The 18,630-nt window shown below is 48.3% G+C and carries 19 protein-coding genes; 18 read left to right on the top strand and 1 reads right to left on the bottom strand.

Annotation, left to right across the window (positions count from 1 at the left end; genetic code table 11):
- Window positions 1-368: 368 nt before the first annotated feature.
- The 3 genes from ACN6MW_RS01445 to holA all read left to right on the top strand — a co-directional run bounded on the left by ACN6MW_RS01445 (window position 369) and on the right by holA (window position 3,229).
- Entirely contained in the window at window positions 369-917 is a 549-nt protein-coding gene (locus ACN6MW_RS01445; RefSeq protein WP_053376850.1) for an RNA polymerase sigma factor, read from the top strand.
- A 23-nt stretch (window positions 918-940) separates the two neighbouring features.
- Window positions 941-1,951: an anti-sigma factor family protein gene (locus ACN6MW_RS01440; RefSeq protein WP_419873905.1), complete on the top strand. Its 1,011-nt coding sequence runs from the start codon at window positions 941-943 to the stop codon at window positions 1,949-1,951.
- Between the two features lie 243 nt (window positions 1,952-2,194).
- A complete protein-coding gene (gene holA / locus ACN6MW_RS01435; RefSeq protein ID WP_419873904.1) occupies window positions 2,195-3,229 on the top strand; it encodes a DNA polymerase III subunit delta in 1,035 nt (344 codons plus the stop codon).
- Window positions 3,230-3,367: 138 nt separating this feature from the next.
- On the opposite strand, the gene rpsT is transcribed toward holA, so the two are convergent.
- Window positions 3,368-3,640, bottom strand: a complete 273-nt coding sequence (rpsT, locus tag ACN6MW_RS01430; RefSeq protein ID WP_053376847.1) for a 30S ribosomal protein S20 — start codon at window positions 3,638-3,640, stop codon at window positions 3,368-3,370.
- 283 nt (window positions 3,641-3,923) lie between these two features.
- Between rpsT and gpr the strand changes: the two genes are divergently transcribed.
- The 15 genes from gpr (at window position 3,924) to ACN6MW_RS01355 (ending at window position 18,571) form a co-directional block, all read left to right on the top strand.
- The gene (gene gpr / locus ACN6MW_RS01425) at window positions 3,924-4,865 is read left to right on the top strand and encodes a GPR endopeptidase (protein ID WP_419876241.1); all 942 of its coding nucleotides are present in this window, start codon (window positions 3,924-3,926) and stop codon (window positions 4,863-4,865) included.
- 250 nt (window positions 4,866-5,115) lie between these two features.
- Window positions 5,116-6,393 (top strand): stage II sporulation protein P, encoded by a 1,278-nt coding sequence (spoIIP, locus tag ACN6MW_RS01420; RefSeq protein ID WP_419873903.1) that lies wholly within the window; start codon window positions 5,116-5,118, stop codon window positions 6,391-6,393.
- Between the two features lie 36 nt (window positions 6,394-6,429).
- On the top strand, window positions 6,430-6,876 hold the full coding sequence (locus ACN6MW_RS01415; protein ID WP_419873902.1) for a hypothetical protein: 447 nt from the start codon (window positions 6,430-6,432) through the stop codon (window positions 6,874-6,876).
- 80 nt (window positions 6,877-6,956) lie between these two features.
- On the top strand, window positions 6,957-8,774 hold the full coding sequence (gene lepA / locus ACN6MW_RS01410) for a translation elongation factor 4 (RefSeq protein WP_364149288.1): 1,818 nt from the start codon (window positions 6,957-6,959) through the stop codon (window positions 8,772-8,774).
- A gap of 143 nt (window positions 8,775-8,917) precedes the next feature.
- On the top strand, window positions 8,918-10,087 hold the full coding sequence (hemW, locus tag ACN6MW_RS01405; protein WP_419873901.1) for a radical SAM family heme chaperone HemW: 1,170 nt from the start codon (window positions 8,918-8,920) through the stop codon (window positions 10,085-10,087).
- A gap of 83 nt (window positions 10,088-10,170) precedes the next feature.
- Complete coding sequence (locus ACN6MW_RS01400; protein ID WP_419873900.1) at window positions 10,171-10,641, top strand: N-acetyltransferase; 471 nt, start codon at window positions 10,171-10,173, stop codon at window positions 10,639-10,641.
- 258 nt (window positions 10,642-10,899) lie between these two features.
- Entirely contained in the window at window positions 10,900-11,175 is a 276-nt protein-coding gene (locus ACN6MW_RS01395) for a hypothetical protein (RefSeq protein ID WP_419873899.1), read from the top strand.
- Between the two features lie 260 nt (window positions 11,176-11,435).
- Complete coding sequence (gene hrcA, locus ACN6MW_RS01390) at window positions 11,436-12,461, top strand: heat-inducible transcriptional repressor HrcA (RefSeq protein ID WP_419873898.1); 1,026 nt, start codon at window positions 11,436-11,438, stop codon at window positions 12,459-12,461.
- A 58-nt stretch (window positions 12,462-12,519) separates the two neighbouring features.
- Window positions 12,520-13,080 (top strand): nucleotide exchange factor GrpE, encoded by a 561-nt coding sequence (gene grpE / locus ACN6MW_RS01385; RefSeq protein ID WP_419873897.1) that lies wholly within the window; start codon window positions 12,520-12,522, stop codon window positions 13,078-13,080.
- An 82-nt stretch (window positions 13,081-13,162) separates the two neighbouring features.
- Window positions 13,163-14,992: a molecular chaperone DnaK gene (gene dnaK / locus ACN6MW_RS01380; RefSeq protein WP_364149278.1), complete on the top strand. Its 1,830-nt coding sequence runs from the start codon at window positions 13,163-13,165 to the stop codon at window positions 14,990-14,992.
- A 104-nt stretch (window positions 14,993-15,096) separates the two neighbouring features.
- Window positions 15,097-16,227, top strand: a complete 1,131-nt coding sequence (gene dnaJ / locus ACN6MW_RS01375) for a molecular chaperone DnaJ (RefSeq protein WP_419873896.1) — start codon at window positions 15,097-15,099, stop codon at window positions 16,225-16,227.
- A gap of 108 nt (window positions 16,228-16,335) precedes the next feature.
- Window positions 16,336-16,491 carry a YfhD family protein gene (locus ACN6MW_RS01370; RefSeq protein WP_419873895.1) on the top strand — a complete coding sequence of 52 codons (156 nt, stop codon included), beginning with the start codon at window positions 16,336-16,338 and terminating at the stop codon, window positions 16,489-16,491.
- The gene (locus ACN6MW_RS01365; RefSeq protein ID WP_364149274.1) at window positions 16,491-16,703 is read left to right on the top strand and encodes a hypothetical protein; all 213 of its coding nucleotides are present in this window, start codon (window positions 16,491-16,493) and stop codon (window positions 16,701-16,703) included. Before ACN6MW_RS01370 ends, ACN6MW_RS01365 begins: the two co-directional genes overlap by 1 nt.
- A gap of 195 nt (window positions 16,704-16,898) precedes the next feature.
- Window positions 16,899-17,897 carry a 50S ribosomal protein L11 methyltransferase gene (gene prmA / locus ACN6MW_RS01360; protein ID WP_419873894.1) on the top strand — a complete coding sequence of 333 codons (999 nt, stop codon included), beginning with the start codon at window positions 16,899-16,901 and terminating at the stop codon, window positions 17,895-17,897.
- Entirely contained in the window at window positions 17,858-18,571 is a 714-nt protein-coding gene (locus ACN6MW_RS01355; protein WP_419873893.1) for a site-2 protease family protein, read from the top strand. The genes prmA and ACN6MW_RS01355 overlap by 40 nt, the downstream gene beginning before the upstream one ends.
- The last annotated feature ends 59 nt before the right edge of the window (window positions 18,572-18,630 follow it).

The raw sequence follows: 18,630 nt of genomic DNA, 5'->3' as shown, positions 1-18,630 counted from the left end.
GAGAGCTTGCGTATACAACTGCTGCAGGTATACATTTAGGGATATTACAGAACAACGTCCGCTGGCCGTCCTTTATTATTGCTAGATTGACGGCGCAGCGCATTCCACCGTATTCATTCGCTTTCTATATACGGGGTACCGGAAATTTGGTATCCTTTAATGTGGAGTTCATTTCGGAACTCCCGATTAGCGAGAATTGAGATTTTTTGTTATTTTATTCCAGAAAAATAATAGATAGCTTGTTCCGCTAGAGGACAAATGATCAATTGGCAATTGTTACTAAAAAAAATAAAGTAATATTTCTTATTCAACTGCAACTTTTACCGCAACCAGTTCGTCAGAATGGTTGCAAGAGAGGGGGATCCTTCGTGGTGGAGCCAGAGCTCATAAGAGCCGCTCAGTCGGGAGATCGCGACGCTTTAATTACTCTATTGCGAGAGATTGAAACGCATGTTTATCGGACAGCCTATTATATATTGAATAACGAACAGGATGCTTTGGATGCAGCGCAAGAAGCACTCATTCGAATCTACACCAAGATAGGCTCGTACGAAGAAAAAGCGCAATTCAAAACATGGATTCAGCGTATTGTAACCAATATTTGCATTGATAAGTTTCGGAGAAATAAACCGACCGTCTCGATAGATGAGCACGACATGGTTTTCCACGAAAAACAGAACGTGGAGGACGAGGTAATGTCTGCTTATGCCGTGAAAGACATTCAAGCCGCGATCGACAAGCTTCCTGAGCATCATCGCGCGGTAGTCGTCCTTCGTTATTTGCAGGATTTCTCTTACAATGAAATTGCAGATTCGCTTGATTTGCCGCTCAATACGGTAAAATCTTATTTATTCAGAGCTAGGCAACAGCTGCAGACGTTACTCCATGATTATCAGAAAGGTGGTGTCCGGGGATGAATTGTCAAGAGGTGATGGAATTAATGCAAAGACAGCTAGATGACGATCTCGATAATAACGAGATTGAAGTCTTGATGAGCCATACTAGACAGTGTCCGGACTGTGCAGCCATGTTTGAGCGGTTACAGCTATTATCCGCCGAACTTACCAGTTTGCCAAAAGTAATGCCGAGCTATAGCTTGGTGGACGCCATTATGCCTCAGCTAGAGCGGATCGAACTGTTTAACCAGCAGGATTCGGTGCAGCGTGCCGGGCTGCAGGAAACGGTGGAAACAGCGGAAGCAGCTCCGCGCCGCGTGAAGCGTGAGCGCCGCTGGCCTTCCCTGCGCATCATGAGCGGCGTGATCGCAGCCGGAATTGTGGCAGGCTTGTTTTTAGTAACGTATAAGCCTGGAGCAATGCCAGACTTTGCTGCAAATAAATTTGCTGCGGATACATCGAATAATGCAGCAGCTGATTCAGCGAGCGAAGTGCCGGAAAGCGCATCGCTCCGCGGCCTCACCAAAGATGACGAGGCCGGATCATCGGAGGTTCGTACAGAAACAATGGCTACGCAAGATAATGACGGGGAAACAACAACCAAAGAACCGGCTGAAACGATGAAAAACTCGATTTCCTCAACAAATGATCCTGACACAAGCGCAGGCGGCGGCAGCTCGGGCAGCGGCAGTGTAGATGAGAGTGAGAGTGCTGATATACAAAACAAAGACCTTGCTGCTGACGGCGGAACAAATTCGTCGCAGGGCTTTGCAGGCGATTCAGTCGACGAGAAATATGGAATTGCCTCTGAATCCGCCGTTATTTCTCCAGATGGTAAATATGGCGCTGCAGCAGATGATTTTAAGGTTAAGGTGGCTGCGCAAACCGACCAGTCCCTTGTCTTCGAATCGCCCCGTAAAAATGGAGAGCTGCTTAATTTGGTCTGGTCCGAGGATAGCTTGAAGCTGACCTACGAAGTGCATGTCGAGAATGGGGCAATCGAGAAGTATGAGATTGATCTTTCAACGCTGACCGAGCAGAAGGCGGCGCATTAAAGCAAAGTTTAACAAATTGCCATTATTTTATGAGGAATTCGCACACTTTCATCCGCTATTGCGTATAGTATTAGCATAGAGAGTGTCTGCGATGAAGCCATAACGTCGTATGACCATCCGCAGGGCGGTACCATGGACCTGCCTGCGAATGTTTATATAGATGTTCGGCAAAGGGATGAAGCCTATAAACGGCTCATCCCTTTGTTGCCGTTTAAATGTACATACTCGCAATGAGGTGAAGGCATGGATGCAAAGGAAGCATTAAAGGAAATCAAAGGCGGGCGCTTCCGTCCGATTTATGTGTTATATGGCAAGGATCGCTACCGCGTGCAGCATTTTATAACGATGCTGACCGAAGCGATGTTTTCGCCTGAGGAACGCGAGCTTGGGATCGTGAAATTCGATACGGCAGAAACGTCGATAGAAGAGGCGGTCCTCGAAGCGGAGACATCGCCATTCTTTGTACAGCGCAAGCTGATCTTGATTCGTGACGCAACCGTTATGTGCGCCGGCGGCAAGGAAGGCGGCAAGCTTGAGCATCGGCCCGAGAAGCTGATTCAATATATGGAGTATCCTTCGGAGACTTCGATCATTGTCATTTCCGTTAATGCAGAGAAACTGGACGAGCGGCGGAAGCTTGTTAAGACGCTGAAGGACCGCAATGCATTGGTCCCTTTTCCCGAGCTGGATGCGGCTCAGCTGAAGCAGTGGATGATTAAGCGGGCAGCGGACCAGAAAAGAACGATGTCGCCTGATGCGGCCGATCTGCTGCTCTCTCGCGCGGGAGCAAATATGCAGCAGCTGTCGCAAGAAGTGGACAAGCTGTGCTTGCACGCAGGCTCAGGCGGCACAATCGATGTGGAGACGGCTGCGCTGATGACAGCGGCAACCGTGGAGGAGGATGTCTTTGCGCTGGTGGATGCGATAGCTGAGCTTCGTATCGACAAGGCTATCCGGCTGTACAGAGAGCTGCTGGTTCGCCGCGAGGAGCCGATAAAAATTGCGGCGCTGATCGCCAGGCAGCTTAGAATCATGCTGCAGATCAAAGAGCTGGAGCAGCATCACTATTCCCCTCAGCAAATGGCCGGTCAATTAGGCTTGCATCCGTATGCAGTCAAGCTGGCTGCGGAGAAGAGCCGCAAGTTTCAAGTGCCTAGGCTCGGCAGGCTGCTGGCATCGCTGGCTGATCTCGATTATCAAATGAAAACCGGAGCCATTGAAAAAACGCTCGGATTAGAGCTTTATTTATTATCACTCGGCATGGAAAAGGGCGCTTAGCGCTTATTTCCATGCTTTATTTATATTTTGGCATAAAAAAAAGCCTCACCGCCCCGTAAAGGTTGATGAAGCTTTCTTTTGCGCTAAACAGGCTAACTCGTCCGAAGGATGCTTTAGCCGTTTAAGCGGTTATCCTGCTTAGGCTTGAGCCGAAAGGGCATTAAGTCTTTTAGCAAGACGAGATTTTTTGCGGGAAGCCGCATTTTTATGAATCAGGCCTTTAGTTGCTGCTTTGTCCAATTTTTTCGTTGCAGCGATAAGAGCTGCTTTAGCAGCATCTACATCAGTGCCAGCGATAGCTTGGTCAGCAGATTTAACGGCCGAACGAAGTGCGGATTTTTGGGATGCATTCAAAGCACGACGCTTTTCACTTGTTTTAACGCGTTTAATCGCGGATTTAATATTTGGCATGGAATTCACCTCCTAAACTGTTTACAGCGGTTTATAGACATAATAAACCTAGACAACACAACTTAAAATATATTATCATGCCAATGCCCAAAAAGCAATAGCAGTACTCGCGGCATCGAAACAAGCTTGCGGAAGTCCAAAGGTGCTTTCAAGAGTATGAAAATAAACCATCTGCAAACAATAACCTCAGCACATGCGCTTGAAGGGAGAATGAGCAGTGGAGAAAGAGCTTGATTTGCAGAAATACAATGTTAGGACGGATTTGGCCCTTGAGGCGAAAGAAATGGCGGAAGCGCCGCGAGGCGGTCCGATACCCGGCATACAATCTGAAACAACCGAGGATGACGGCATCACGATCACGCAGCTGCACGTACAAAACGAGCAAGGATCTGCGGCAATCGGCAAAATGCAAGGTCATTATGTAACGATAGAAGTGCCGGGCCTGCGTAACGGAGATACCGGCTTGCAGGATCGCGTAGCAACGCAGTTCGCGAAGCATTTTGAAGCTTTCCTTGAAAGGCTGTCCATCAATAAAAACGCGAGGGTCCTAATCGTTGGCTTGGGCAACTGGAATGTTACGCCGGATGCGCTGGGGCCGATCGTCGTCGAGAATGTTATGGTTACCCGTCATTATTTCGAGCTCATGCCCGATCAAGTAGCGCCCGGCTATCGCCCTGTAAGCGCGGTGGCGCCCGGCGTGCTTGGCATTACAGGTATTGAGTCCAGCGAGATCGTGCACGGCATCGTGGAGAAAACAAAGCCGGATCTTGTCATTGCCGTCGATGCTCTTGCATCCAAGGCCGTTGAACGGGTGAATACGACGATTCAAATTGCGGATACGGGAATTCATCCGGGATCGGGGATCGGCAATAAACGAAAAGGGCTGACGAAGGAAATTTTAGGCGTTCCGGTCATTGCGATTGGCGTACCGACGGTTGTGTATGCTTCGACTATCGTGAATAACACGCTTGAAATGATGAGCACCCATTTTAACAAACAAAACGCCAATACCGACCATATTTTAGGCTTGGTTAACCAGATGGAGGAAAACGAACGGCTGCAGCTGGTAAAAGAAGTGCTTAGCCCGCTTGGTCATGACCTTTTGGTTACGCCTAAGGAGATCGATGAATTTATCGAGGATATAGCCAATATCATCGCAAGCGGTCTTAATGCTTCCCTTCACGAGGCCGTAGATACGAACAATGTTGCTGCTTATACCCATTAAAAAAATGCATCGCTGGACTGTCTGCAAGCTGACAAAGCTTGCGGACAGTCCTTTTTATTTTGAGCGGCCATGAACGGTGAATCTATCTTCAGATCATTATGGTCCCTAGCAAAACCCTTTTTCAACTAGGATGACCGAATCTATTACTTCCGATTCATTCATCCGGGCGTGGTTCTATGAACTCTGTCACTCTCATAGATTAATAGTAATTGAGGCCACTGTTACAAAGAAGCGGGAGGTATGACAGCTTATGAAACGAAAGATCATGCTGCTTGATTTTGGAAGAGAAAGTAAACGAATGAGACATTTGCTGGTGACGGGACGTACGTTCGCGTTGCTCTCTTTTTGCTCCATGGTATTTTTTGTCATGTTGGGAATTGCGGGTATGGCGCATCAGCAAACCACAGCATCACCGGTTAATTCGATGAAAGGATTCGCTGCCGCAGTATCCAGCGGGTTTTTTGGGGATATGCTAGAGATGGAAATGCCTGCTTTCCAAAGCAGCCGCGAAACCGAGTCCTTTACGACGAAGCAGATTAGTTCACTGCTGATGAGGGCTTTGACGGATATAAATCCTAACGATCCGATGAGCTTGCTTGCGGGCGAATTGCCCGGCTTGAGCGCGAATGACGCTTTTCTCATTCGGAAAGGCATCGGGACAGATACCGCGGTAGGGCCGGAGGATAATGCTCCGATTACCTATGATCCGATTGGAGGGCTGGATGAGGGGGATGGAACCGAGGTTTCAAACGACGGATCGAATCCGGACAAGGACCCCGATCAAACGCCTGTTCCATCGGATAAGCCGGCTGAAACGGATGACAGCGGCAACGACCCGGGAGATAAAGGGGAAGAGGAAAAACCGACGACGGGCGGTTCGAAGGTGGTATTCGTATACCACTCCCATAATCGCGAATCCTGGTATCCCGAGCTGACAGATAAATCGAAGGACCCTAATTCCAGCACCAAAAACATAACGTTAGTCGGCAAGCGACTGGCGGAGAAGCTGGAGGAAAACGGTGTAGGCGCGCAGCATTCCGATACGGATTACCCTACGGCCATAAAAAACTACAGATGGGAATTATCCTATAAATATTCGATGAAAACGATTAAGGAAGCGATTGCGAGCAGCAAGGATTTGAAGTTTTTCTTCGATTTGCACCGCGATTCGCAAAAAAGAAAATATACGACGATCGATATAAATGGGAAAAGCTATGCGCAGGTCTATTTTATCATCGGACATAAAAACCCGAATTGGGAGAAAAACGAAGCATTCGCAACCAAAATCCATGAAGCCTTGGATCAGAAATATCCGGGCATATCACGCGGAATTTGGGGGAAAACTGCCGCTTCCGGCAACGCGGAATATAATCAGTCGCTTGCCGAAGACAACGTGTTGATCGAGGTAGGCGGCGTAGACAATACGCTCGCTGAATCTTACCGGACAGCGGATGCGCTCGCGGAAGTTATTTCGGACATTTACTGGGAGGAAGAAAAGGCGTCGGCAAGCAAGGGGAAAGCCAGCTAACCGTAATTATCATAATAAGAAAGGAACGATGAGCAGATGAAACGTAATGCGCTGAAATGGACGGTGCTCGGCGGTGCTTTGGCGATCATCGTCATGTATGGCATCGATATGTCCTCGCATGGCATTGAAAGGATCTACGGACCGGTTGAAGGTGCCGACGAATATACGGAAAACATACAACCTGAAGTAACCGTGAAACCGAATCCGGAAGAGACATTCGAGACGGAACAGCAGAAAAAAATAGCCGAGCTTGAAAAAGAGCTCGAAGAACTAAAGAAGATGGCCTCGCGGGGAGATTCCGAAAATTCGTCTGAGACTGCCGAAAATACATCGGATGTGAATGAGCGCCTGCCGGGCGTACCGCTTCAGGATGATCAGCCTGCAGTGAACCGCTTAGCGGATTCGACATCCGGATTGCTCCAAAATATGTCAAGCGAAGGCATCCGGATGGTCGTTTCGATCTTTGACGGCTTAACCAAGTGATAATGAACATTGCTGGTATTCCCCTTAACTGATATAATAGGAGGAATGATTAGCATTATTGGAAATTGTGGGGGTTAGGCATGACTGACGTACGTGACCGACAAAAGAGAATTAGGAATTTTTCCATTATCGCGCATATAGACCACGGAAAATCGACGCTTGCCGACCGGATCTTAGAATTTACCGGTGCGCTAACTTCACGCGAGATGCAAGAGCAAGTGCTTGACCAGATGGATCTGGAGCGGGAGCGCGGGATTACCATCAAGCTGCAAGCCGTTCGTCTTGCTTATATTGCGGATGACGGCATTGAGTATATACTCAACCTGATCGATACGCCAGGACACGTCGATTTTACATACGAGGTTTCCCGAAGTTTGGCGGCTTGCGAAGGCGCGCTGCTCGTTGTTGACGCGGCGCAAGGTATCGAGGCTCAAACGCTGGCGAATGTTTATTTGGCTCTAGATAACAACCTGGAGATCGTTCCGGTGATCAACAAGATCGATTTGCCGAGCGCTGAGCCTGAACGGGTAAAACAGGAAATCGAGGATGTCATCGGTCTTGACGCAAGCGATGCGGTGCTTGCCTCCGCAAAAGCCGGTATCGGCATCAAAGAAATTTTGGAGCAGGTAGTCGCTAAGATGCCTTCGCCGACCGGTGATCCGGACCAGCCGCTTAAAGCGCTTATTTTCGATTCCCACTATGATCCTTACAAGGGCGTTATCGTCTATGTTCGGGTTATGGACGGAAGCATCAGAGCCGGCTCGAAAATTCGTTTCATGGCAACAGGAGCCGAGTTCGAGGTAATCGAGGTAGGAGCCTTCATGCCGCGCATGTCGATCGTGAAGGAGCTTGCGGTCGGCGATGTAGGTTTTGTCGTTGCGGGCATCAAAAATGTTAAGGATACGCGTGTCGGCGATACCGTAACCGAAGCGAAGCGTCCTGCGCCGGAGCGCTTGCCGGGCTACCGTCAGATCAACCCGATGGTATTCTGCGGACTGTACCCGATTGAAACACAGGATTATAACGATTTGCGGGATGCGCTCGAGAAGCTGGAGCTTAACGATGCCTCGCTCAGATATGAACCGGAATCTTCGACGGCGCTCGGCTTTGGCTACCGCTGCGGTTTCCTGGGCCTGCTCCACATGGAAATTATTCAAGAACGAATCGAACGGGAGTTCAATATTCCGCTCATTACGACCGCGCCAAGCGTTATTTACAAAATTACGCTGACGAACGGCGAAACGATGGAGATTGATAATCCATCGAATTATCCGGAAGCCGGAAAGCTCGATTACGTAGAGGAGCCGTTTGTGAAAGCAGCCATTATCGTGCCGAACGATTATGTTGGAGCGATTATGGAGCTTTGCCAGAATAAACGCGGCGAATTCGTCAACATGGAATATTTGGATACGAACCGCGTTACGCTTACTTACAACGTTCCGCTTTCCGAAATCGTATATGATTTCTTCGACCAGTTGAAATCAAGCACGAAGGGTTATGCATCATTCGACTACGAGATCAGCGGTTATCGCAGATCCAACCTGGTGAAAATGGATATCATGCTGAATAATGAACAGGTCGATGCATTGTCCGTTATCGTCCACCGTGATCGTGCATACCAACGAGGCAAAGTAATTTGCGAAAAGCTGAAAGAGCTGATCCCGCGCCAAATGTTCGAGGTGCCTATCCAGGCATCAATCGGAAATAAAGTCATTTCTCGTGAAACGGTAAAAGCCATGCGTAAAAACGTTCTTGCCAAATGCTACGGCGGCGACATCAGCCGGAAGCGGAAGCTGCTTGAGAAGCAGAAGGAAGGCAAGAAACGTATGAAACAAGTAGGTAGCGTAGAGGTGCCGCAGGAAGCGTTCATGGCGGTACTCAAAATCGGCGAGGATTAAGACGTACGAGGATGAGGGAGGGCGCAGCTCTCCCTCTTTTCTATTTCAAGCCAAACTTGAATTGATCTATATTTCAATGCGAGACGCGAGCTTGCCGCTTAACGGTGGCACCATCCGTCTACGCTTGAAGGAGAAAACTAACGATGACCATTATGCAATCACCGCGCGCTTTATATATACACATCCCGTTTTGCACGAATAAATGCCACTATTGCGACTTCACCTCTTATGTGTTGAAGGGGCAGCCCGTGGATCAGTATCTGGATGCGCTTGAAATGGAAATGCAGCGTACTGTAGCGGAATGGCCTCCTATTGAAATCGATACGGTATTTGTTGGCGGCGGAACGCCTACCGTATTGACGCCACCGCAAATGGAGCGATTTTTGAAGGCGGTTCGCAAGTATTTTCCGCTTGCACCGAATGTTGAATTTACGATGGAAGCCAATCCGGGCACAACGGATATCGATAAACTGACAGCGATGAAGGAAGGCGGCGTCAACCGTATCAGCTTTGGCGTGCAGTCTTTTGACAACGGCTTGCTCGAAAAAATCGGACGGATCCACAGCGTGGACGATGTTTACCGCAGCATTGAAAATGCGCGAAGCGTCGGTTTCAGCAATTTATCGATCGACTTGATGTTCGGCCTGCCGGGCCAGACGGTCGAGTTATTGCGTGACAGCGTAAATAAAGCGATGGAGCTTGAACTGCCGCATTATTCGATTTATAGTCTGAAAGTTGAAGAAAACACCCTGTTCCATAAGCTGTATGAACGTAATGAACTTCCTTTGCCTCCGGAGGAGGAGGAATTTAATATGTTTATTTTGCTCATGGAAATGTTGAAATCAAACGGCTACGCGCATTACGAGATCAGCAATTTCGCCAAGCGCGGGTTTGAAAGCCGTCATAATTCCACCTATTGGCGCAATGAGCCTTATTACGGCTTGGGAGCGGGTGCCCATGGTTATGTTAACCGGATGCGTCACGTTAATCTGAAAGGAATTACGCCTTATATAGATGCTGCCGCTGAGAAGCTGCCCCGCCTGGAGCAATTCGAGGTACCGGAGGCTGAAGCGATGGAGGATCTGATGATGGTGGGACTCAGGCTGCTCGAAGGCGTGCCGGCGTCGCGTTTTTCCAACCAGTTTGCAGGACAAACGCTGGAGCAGAAATTTGGCGATGTGATAGCAAAATTAATGAATGACGGCCTGCTTGAGGCTGAGAATAAAGGGAATGACACAATATATCGGCTGACTGACAAAGGCGTGCTGCTGGGCAATGATGTATTTGGTGCTTTTATTGGGTATACCGGCTAAAATTCACTTGAGGAAAAATTCATTATGTTGTATATTTATTCATATTGAATTTGAACTTGCACCGGGTGGAGGCGAAGGTACTAATGCAGGCAGTACAGGTTGTATGCAGAAAAGCGACCTCGGATGATATCGAGACGTTATTTCAACTAATTAAAGGTTATGCGGAGAAAGGCATTATGCTGCCTCGCACTCGGGAAGCGCTCGAGTATATGATCGATACGTTCGTTGTGGCGGAGATCGGGGATGAAGTTGTCGGATGCGGCTCGCTGACGAGACTTGGCAAGGATTTAGTGGAAATTCGTTCGCTCGGTATGTCAGAGGGCTATAAGGGAGTCGGGATCGGAAGCAAACTGGTCGACGCGCTTATTGAGCAGGCAAAGGAGCAGCAAATTCCGAAAATCATGGCTTTAACGTATGCTGTATCTTTTTTTGAGAAAAACGGCTTTACGGTTGTCGAGAAGGAAATTTTTCCGGAGAAAGTATGGAAGGATTGCGTGAATTGCCCGAAACAGCTGGCTTGCGATGAGATCGCAGTATTGAAAATGCTGAGCTGAACTAAGGAAATATCGTACGAGCAGGCATTATCTTTTTACCACTTTCCCGTTAGCTCTTTTGCATGGCTAATGGTGAAGTGGTTTTTTTGTGCGGTTCGATGGGATGGATCCGTTCGACTAGCAGATACTAGCAGTTGCAGAAGCAGAACGGCAGGATTTCGGAAGTGTCATGCGTCCCGATAGGTCTTGATAGTAAAAAGCTGCGTTTTGGTATATAGTCAGTGTAGGTGTTTATTGTAATATAGAGGAGAAATAATAATGAGCGAAAAGAAAAACCAATTGACTGCAGTAGAAGATAAGCTGAAGCATGTCACCACGGTGCTGCTGAAGAAATGGGCAGGCTTGAGCGGATTTTACGGATTTAAGGCCATGGGGTATGAAGAGATCTTTGCTTTGCTAAACACAAACGGCTGGAAAGTAATCATAGATGACACGGCATCACCGAATCGGATCGTCGAGCTGTACCAAGGCGAGAAACGGGTTAGAAAAGAAAAATTTGCTGTCGACGAAGCTGGAAAAGTGCATAAAGTTTAATGCGGCTTTTTTTGAAAAGGAGATATCCCTTTTCTATGCAGATGAGGCCATGTGAACATGTGCTTGGAACATGAAAAATGGCAGCAGCTGCCCGGACGAGCAGGCTTCCATCAATGAAGGCGTACAAAAATGCCGAACCGACTTGACAATCGACAAGCTGGTTTGGTATTTTTGTAGTAATGATTAGCACTCGATTCGATTGAGTGCTAACGATGGTAAACTGAAATAACGGTTAAGACATTTAGTTAGGGGGAATTCGAATGCTGACGGAACGACAAAGGATGATTTTGCATGCAATTGTGGATGATTATATTCGCTCGGCTGAACCGGTCGGCTCACGCAGTATTTCGAAGCGCGGCGACGTTGGGTTCAGTCCCGCAACGATTCGCAATGAAATGGCGGATCTTGAAGAGCTGGGTTTCCTTGAACAGCCGCACACGTCGGCAGGACGTGTCCCATCGACCAAGGGCTACCGTTATTATGTCGACCATTTAGTGAAGCTTAGCGAAGTGGATGAAAATGACATTGGCATGGTTCGCTCGTTCGTTACGGACAAAATGAATCAAATGGAGCAAGTCATTCAGCAAACGGCGATGATCCTATCCAATTTGACCAATTATACTTCCATTTTGCTTGGACCGGAAATGTTCAGCACATCGCTGAAGCATTTTGGACTTGTGCCGCTTGATCAAACTTCGGCAGTCGCCATTATCGTAACCAACACTGGACATGTTGAAAATCGGACGATCTCGATTCCTGACGGCCTCAAAATGGAGGATATGGAAAAGGTCGTTAACATTTTGAACACCAAATTGGTGGGCGTACCGCTTGTCCGGTTAAGATCAAAGCTTTACACCGAAGTTGGGCAAGAGCTTGAACGGCATGTTGATCATTACGAACAGCTGCTGCAGGTACTGGACCATGCGCTGCAGAGCGAAGATGAGCATCGGATCTTCCTCGGCGGAACGACAAACATGCTTACCCAGCCTGAGTTCAAGGATGTTGACAAAGTAAAAACGATTTTGGATCTGCTTGACGAGACCCCGGCTATAATGAAAATGTTTACCGGTCTTCCGTCAGGTATACAAGTACGAATCGGGACAGAGAATGACCATAAGGCAATTAGCGATTGCAGTCTTATTACGGCAACCTATGCTATTGATGGCCAATCGCTGGGAACGATCGGCATTCTAGGACCTACACGAATGGAATACGGCAAAGTGATCAGTCTCTTGGATATGATCTCCAAGGATATGGCGGTGCTTCTCGGCCGCTGGTATAAATAGTTTTTATGCCGATGCAACCGTGCCAACTTCAATTCGTAATTTTTAAGGAGGTGATTGCATGAGTACGAAAGAGCAACATAATGAAGCGGTTGAAGCTGCGGAAGAAGTGGTATCTGCTGGGCAATCAGAGCAGGCATCCGAGGAACAAGCTAGCGAAGTCCTAGAAGAGGATACGCGTTATGCGGATCTTGTGAAGCAAGCGGAAGAAAGTCAGCAGCGTTTCTTGCGCGCGCAAGCGGATTTCGACAATTTCCGCCGCCGCACAATGAAGGAAAAAGAAGAACTCGGACAGTACGCATCGATGAAGCTGATCGGTCAGCTGCTGCCGGTTGTAGATAATTTTGAACGAGCGGTTGCCGCTGCCTCCGTTAATGGTGATTTTGAATCACTTGCGAAAGGCGTGGATATGATTTTCCGCCAATTGGAGCAGACGCTGGAGCAGGAAGGCCTTAAAGCCATGAATGTTGTCGGCGAGCCTTTCAATCCGGAGTTCCACCAAGCTATTATGCAAGTCGAATCCGATGAGCATGAAGAAGGCATCGTAGTGGAAGAAGTACAGAAAGGCTATATCTTGAAAGACAAGGTATTGCGGCCTGCAATGGTGAAAGTTAGCAGCTAAGCTGCAATGATTTTATACGATAATGTGGCACAGCCAGCTGATGTCCCGTTAAATACAAATGGATCTGGGAGGAAAAATAGCTATGAGTAAAGTAATTGGTATTGACCTTGGTACAACAAACTCTTGCGTAGCAGTAATGGAGGGCGGCGAAGCTGTCGTTATCCCTAACCCGGAAGGCAACCGTACGACACCTTCGGTAGTAGGTTTTAAAAAGGATGGCGAGCGTGTTGTCGGTGAAACGGCAAAACGTCAAGCGATCACGAACCCTGATCGTACGATCAGCTCGATCAAACGCCATATCGGTACGAATCACAAAGAAAAAATCGACGATAAAGACTATACGCCGCAAGAGATTTCTGCAATCATTTTGCAAAAATTGAAATCCGATGCGGAAGCATACTTAGGTCAACCGGTAACGCAAGCGGTAATTACGGTTCCGGCATATTTCAACGACAGCCAGCGCCAAGCAACAAAAGACGCAGGTAAAATTGCCGGTCTTGAAGTTCTTCGTATCGTCAATGAACCAACGGCTGCAGCACTGGCATACGGCCTTGAGAAAACGGAAGACCAAACGATTCTTGTTTATGACCTTGGCGGCGGTACTTTTGACGTATCCATTCTTGAGCTAGGCGATGGATTCTTCGAAGTTAAAGCGACAAGCGGCGACAACAAGCTGGGCGGCGATGATTTTGACCAAGTTATTATCGACCACCTGGTTGCCGAGTTCAAAAAGGATCAAGGCATTGACCTTTCCAAAGACAAAGCGGCTGTTCAACGTCTGAAAGATGCGGCTGAAAAAGCGAAAAAAGAACTTTCCGGCACGTTGACATCTGCAATCTCGCTTCCATTTATTACAATGGTTGACGGCGTTCCGCAGCATTTGGAGCTCAGCCTTACCCGCGCAAAATTTGAAGAGCTTGCTGCTGCACTCGTAGAGCGTACGCTTGGACCTACTCGTCAAGCGCTTAGCGATGCCGGCATGACTTCTAACGATATCGATAAAGTTGTGCTTGTAGGCGGATCTACTCGTATTCCTGCCGTACAAGAAGCGGTTAAAAAATTGATCGGCAAAGATCCGCATAAAGGCGTTAACCCGGACGAGGTTGTTGCTCTTGGCGCAGCTGTTCAAGCGGGCGTTCTTACTGGCGACGTGAAGGATGTTGTTTTGCTTGACGTAACGCCATTGTCCCTTGGTATCGAAACAGCCGGCGGCGTGTTCACGAAAATGATCGACCGCAACACGACGATTCCTACGAGCAAATCCCAAGTGTACTCCACTTACGCGGACAATCAGCCTGGCGTTGAAATTCACGTCTTGCAAGGCGAGCGTTCGATGGCTGCAGGCAACAAAACGCTTGGCCGTTTTACTTTGAACGATATTCCTCTTGCTCCGCGCGGCGTGCCGCAAATCGAGGTTACTTTCGATATCGATGCCAATGGTATCGTTAACGTATCTGCCCTTGATAAAGGAACAGGCAAGAGCCAAAAAATTACGATTACTTCCTCAAGCGGCTTGAGCGAGGATGAAATCAATCAAATGATGAAGGATGCTGAGCTAAACGCTGAAGAAGACCGCAAACGCCGCGATCTTGTAGAAGCTAAAAACAGCGCTGACCAATTGATCTACTCCGTTGACAAAACGATTAAAGATCTTGGCGATAAAGTAGATGCTTCTGAAATTGAAAAAGCGAACGTTGCCAAAGAAAAAGTAACCGCAGCGCTGGCGACGGACGATCTTGAACAAATCAATAAAGCAGCCGAAGAGCTGACTGAAATCGTTCAACAGCTTTCTGTGAAGCTTTATGAACAAGCAGCGCAAGCTGGCGAAGGCGCAGAGCCTGATGCAGGTTCGGCTAAAGGAAAAGATAATGTAGTCGATGCTGATTACGAAGTGGTTGACGACAATAAATAAAGTGTAGCGAGCGAGAGGTCAAAGACAGGCGCTACCTGGCTTTGACCTCCTTTCGTGCGCATATGCGCAAGGAATCATATGATAGATAGCGGAGGTGAGAACAGGTGGCAAGCAAACGCGATTATTATGAGGTGCTGGGCGTAGGCAAGGACGCTTCGGCAGACGAAATTAAAAAGTCTTACCGCAAGCTCGCGAGGGAGTTTCATCCCGATGTGAACAAGGCTGCGGATGCGGAGACAAAGTTCAAGGAAGTGAAGGAAGCGTACGACGTCTTAAGTGATGACGGCAAACGCTCGACGTATGACCGGTTCGGCCATGTTGATCCGAACCAAGGCATGGGCGGCGGAGGCGGCGGTGATTTCGGCGGCGGCTTTGGCGATATTTTCGACATGTTTTTCGGCGGAGGCGGCGGACGCCGCGACCCGAACGCGCCGCAGCGCGGTAACGATCTGCAATATACGATGACTGTCGAATTTAAGGAGGCCGTTTTTGGCAAGGAAACCGAAATTACGATTCCGCGCACAGAAACCTGCGATACCTGTCATGGGGACGGAGCTAAGCCGGGCACTAAACCGGAAACCTGTTCGGTATGTAAAGGCAGCGGACAGCAGGAGGTTGTTCAAAATACGCCGTTCGGCCGTATGGTCAACCGCCGCGCTTGTACGAATTGCAGCGGCACGGGCCGCGTAATTAAAGATAAATGCACAACTTGTCATGGCGCCGGCAAAGTGAAGCGTCAACGCAAAATCAATATCCGAATTCCAGCGGGCGTAGACGACGGCGCGCAAATTCGGATGTCGGGCGAAGGCGAAGGCGGACTTCGCGGCGGACCTGCAGGCGATTTGTATATTGTCATTCGCGTGAAGCCTCATGAGTTCTTCGAGCGTGAAGGCGATGATATTTATTGCGAGGTTCCGTTAACTTTCGTTCAGGCAGCGCTTGGGGATGAAATCGAGATTCCTACGCTGACGGAGAAGATTAAGCTGAAGGTGCCGGCAGGCACGCAAACCGGCACGTACTTTAGGCTTAAAGGCAAAGGTGTTCCTAAGCTTCGCGGCTATGGCCAGGGCGATCAGCATGTGAAGGTTACCATTGTTACGCCGACAAGCCTAACGGATGACCAGAAGGAACTGCTTCGCCAGTTTGGCGGATTAAGCGGCGATGCGGTCTCGGGCGACCAAGAGCATCATGAATCTATATTTGAGAAAATGAAAAAGGCGTTCCGCGGTGAATAACCCGGCACGTCTTTTTTTCTTTTTAGACCTGTATAGATTTTGCCGGACAAACATATTCTATTCGGGTAGGAAAACCATACATCTACAAACATCGGAGGTAATTTAACAATGACAGAGAACAACAATTTGGAAAAGCAAAACTTTGGTAACTTGCCTATAGGAAAAAATGAAGATGTGGAGTTTTCCGAGGAGCTTGCAGACGAAGCTGACCGCAAAGCCGCACAGCGTGCCGCTGCTGCCGATCAGCGCAACGAGCAGGAATAATGAGCCAAATTGAAATTCAAGCATCCTTTGAGGGTGAAGGTGCTGCCCAGGAGGCATGGCGTAAGCTGCAAGCCTTGCGCGCGGTTGAAGTCAACGGCCTTCTGGACAGCGGTTTGTTGACGGCTACCGTGGATGAGAGCGTCGCTGAACGTGCGCTGCATCTAATCTCGCAAATAGGCGGCAATGCCAATACCACATTGAATGAACAATAAAGAGACTGCAGGCGTAAAAGCCTGCAGTCTCTTTGACGTCACGAACACCATTGAAATCGGTACTATTGTATCATTTTTTTGTGTAAAGGCCCTACTCTGGTGTACAATAGATGTTAGGTTTTTAAAGCGAAACGTTTGTCTTGCCGATTGCGGTCGGCAATGGCCGTTTACGATTGTTACTGGAGGAAATTACATATGAAATGGCATGAAATTACGATCTCGACAACGGAAGAAGCGCAAGAGATGATATCGAACTTTTTGCATGAACTCGGTGCGGGAGGCGTATCGATCGAAGAATCGGGAACTTTGAGCAAGCAGCGCGACACGTCCCTTGGGCAGTGGTATGAACTTCCGCTTAATGATATTCCAGAAGGCCAAGCGATAATTAAGGGCTATTTTGGAGAAGACACAGATACGGATGCCCTAATCGCAGCAATCAGGCCGCGTGTAGAACAGCTTCGTGAGTTTGACATCGATCCCGGTAACGCAGAATATTCGGCGCTCGTGGTAGACGATGAGGATTGGGCAACGGCATGGAAGCAGTATTTCAAGCCGCTCCGTATTTCGGACACGCTGACGATCAAGCCGACATGGGAAGTATACGAGGCAGGCCCGAATGAGCGGATTATTGAACTCGATCCGGGTATGGCGTTCGGTACTGGCACGCATCCTACGACAGCGTTATGCCTGCAGACGCTTGAGTCCGTGATCCGCGGCGGAGAAGAAGTCATCGATGTCGGAACGGGTTCCGGTATTCTCGCGATCGGCGCTTGCCGTTTGGGAGCAAAAAGCGTGCTTGCGCTTGACCTTGATCCGATTGCCGTAACGAGCGCTACCGAGAACGTTAAGCTCAACGATCTTTCGGAGCAAGTAGAAGTTAGGCTGAGCGACTTGCTCGGCGTAATCAAGGAAGGTCAAACAGGAGAAGGAAATGGATCCGCATTGGCTTCTACCGCGGTTACGGTGCCTGTCGATTTGGTCGTTGCAAATATTTTGGCAGAAATCATCCTGCTCTTTGTTGACGATGTATACGCCGCGCTTAAGCCGAATGGCATTTACATTGCTTCCGGGGTCTATAAGAACAAGGAGACCGATGTGGAAGAAGGGTTGATTCGTTCAGGCTTCGAAATTATCGAGAAGCGCCGCGATGAGGAATGGATCGCATTCGTAGCGAGAAAGCCGCAGGTGATTTAATGGATTTGCAGAGTTTTTTGCGCTACCCGCTTGAGGAATTGCCGTTTTTATTAATTGCGATCGCCATTGGCTTTACGGTCCATGAGTTTGCTCATGCATACAGCGCCTATAAATTCGGGGACAATACAGCATACAAGGCTGGAAGGGTAACCTTAAATCCGCGTGTACATTTGGATATTTTAGGTACATTGCTGCTGTTAATCGCGGGGTTCGGATGGCCAAAGCCGACCCCTGTTAATCCAAACAATTTTAGCAACCCTAGGTTAATGGGGATAATCGTTACTGCAGCCGGACCGGTTAGCAACCTGTTGGTAGGCATCATTTCTGTATTTATCATTATCGGGATCAGTGCGTCCGGTATTCTTGACAACAGTTCAGTAGGTGTAGTGAGTGCAGTAAGTACAGCTTTTAATTATATAATATCCATTAATTTTTTATTGTTCGTATTTAACTTAATACCGCTGCCGCCGCTTGATGGTTATCGTATTATCGCGGACCTCGTGCCATTGAAGGTTCGTCTGAAGATGGATGAATACTCGCACTGGGGCACGTATATTTTTTTACTTATCGTGTTTATTCCGCCGCTCAGAAGAGTTACGATAGATCCGGTATTAGCTTTGTCCGGTGATTTGATCAGAAATACGGCATTAATAGCGAATCAAATTTTCAGTTAAATGAAAACCAATGGTTCTTGCGAAGGTTCATTGCTGGCAACCCTTTCTGATAGATTTGT

This window comes from Pristimantibacillus sp. PTI5 (assembly GCF_048572955.1).
In the GTDB taxonomy this organism is placed as follows: domain Bacteria; phylum Bacillota; class Bacilli; order Paenibacillales; family Paenibacillaceae; genus Pristimantibacillus.
The sequence above is the reverse complement of the archived record's forward strand: the minus strand, read 5'-3'. Positions and strand labels throughout refer to the sequence as shown.

Bases quoted from the DNA above. Each gene is read 5' to 3' on its own strand.
- holA (WP_419873904.1), top strand. From the start codon at position 2,195: ATGGATGCAAAGGAAGCATTAAAGGAAATCAAAGGCGGGCGCTTCCGT.
- ACN6MW_RS01395 (WP_419873899.1), top strand. From the start codon at position 10,900: ATGAGCGAAAAGAAAAACCAATTGACTGCAGTAGAAGATAAGCTGAAG.
- rpsT (WP_053376847.1), bottom strand. From the start codon at position 3,640: ATGCCAAATATTAAATCCGCGATTAAACGCGTTAAAACAAGTGAAAAG.
- gpr (WP_419876241.1), top strand. From the start codon at position 3,924: ATGGCGGAAGCGCCGCGAGGCGGTCCGATACCCGGCATACAATCTGAA.
- hemW (WP_419873901.1), top strand. From the start codon at position 8,918: ATGACCATTATGCAATCACCGCGCGCTTTATATATACACATCCCGTTT.
- dnaK (WP_364149278.1), top strand. From the start codon at position 13,163: ATGAGTAAAGTAATTGGTATTGACCTTGGTACAACAAACTCTTGCGTA.
- hrcA (WP_419873898.1), top strand. From the start codon at position 11,436: ATGCTGACGGAACGACAAAGGATGATTTTGCATGCAATTGTGGATGAT.
- ACN6MW_RS01400 (WP_419873900.1), top strand. From the start codon at position 10,171: ATGCAGGCAGTACAGGTTGTATGCAGAAAAGCGACCTCGGATGATATC.
- lepA (WP_364149288.1), top strand. From the start codon at position 6,957: ATGACTGACGTACGTGACCGACAAAAGAGAATTAGGAATTTTTCCATT.
- ACN6MW_RS01440 (WP_419873905.1), top strand. From the start codon at position 941: ATGCAAAGACAGCTAGATGACGATCTCGATAATAACGAGATTGAAGTC.
- spoIIP (WP_419873903.1), top strand. From the start codon at position 5,116: ATGAAACGAAAGATCATGCTGCTTGATTTTGGAAGAGAAAGTAAACGA.
- ACN6MW_RS01370 (WP_419873895.1), top strand. From the start codon at position 16,336: ATGACAGAGAACAACAATTTGGAAAAGCAAAACTTTGGTAACTTGCCT.
- ACN6MW_RS01355 (WP_419873893.1), top strand. From the start codon at position 17,858: ATGGATCGCATTCGTAGCGAGAAAGCCGCAGGTGATTTAATGGATTTG.
- ACN6MW_RS01415 (WP_419873902.1), top strand. From the start codon at position 6,430: ATGAAACGTAATGCGCTGAAATGGACGGTGCTCGGCGGTGCTTTGGCG.
- ACN6MW_RS01365 (WP_364149274.1), top strand. From the start codon at position 16,491: ATGAGCCAAATTGAAATTCAAGCATCCTTTGAGGGTGAAGGTGCTGCC.
- grpE (WP_419873897.1), top strand. From the start codon at position 12,520: ATGAGTACGAAAGAGCAACATAATGAAGCGGTTGAAGCTGCGGAAGAA.
- prmA (WP_419873894.1), top strand. From the start codon at position 16,899: ATGAAATGGCATGAAATTACGATCTCGACAACGGAAGAAGCGCAAGAG.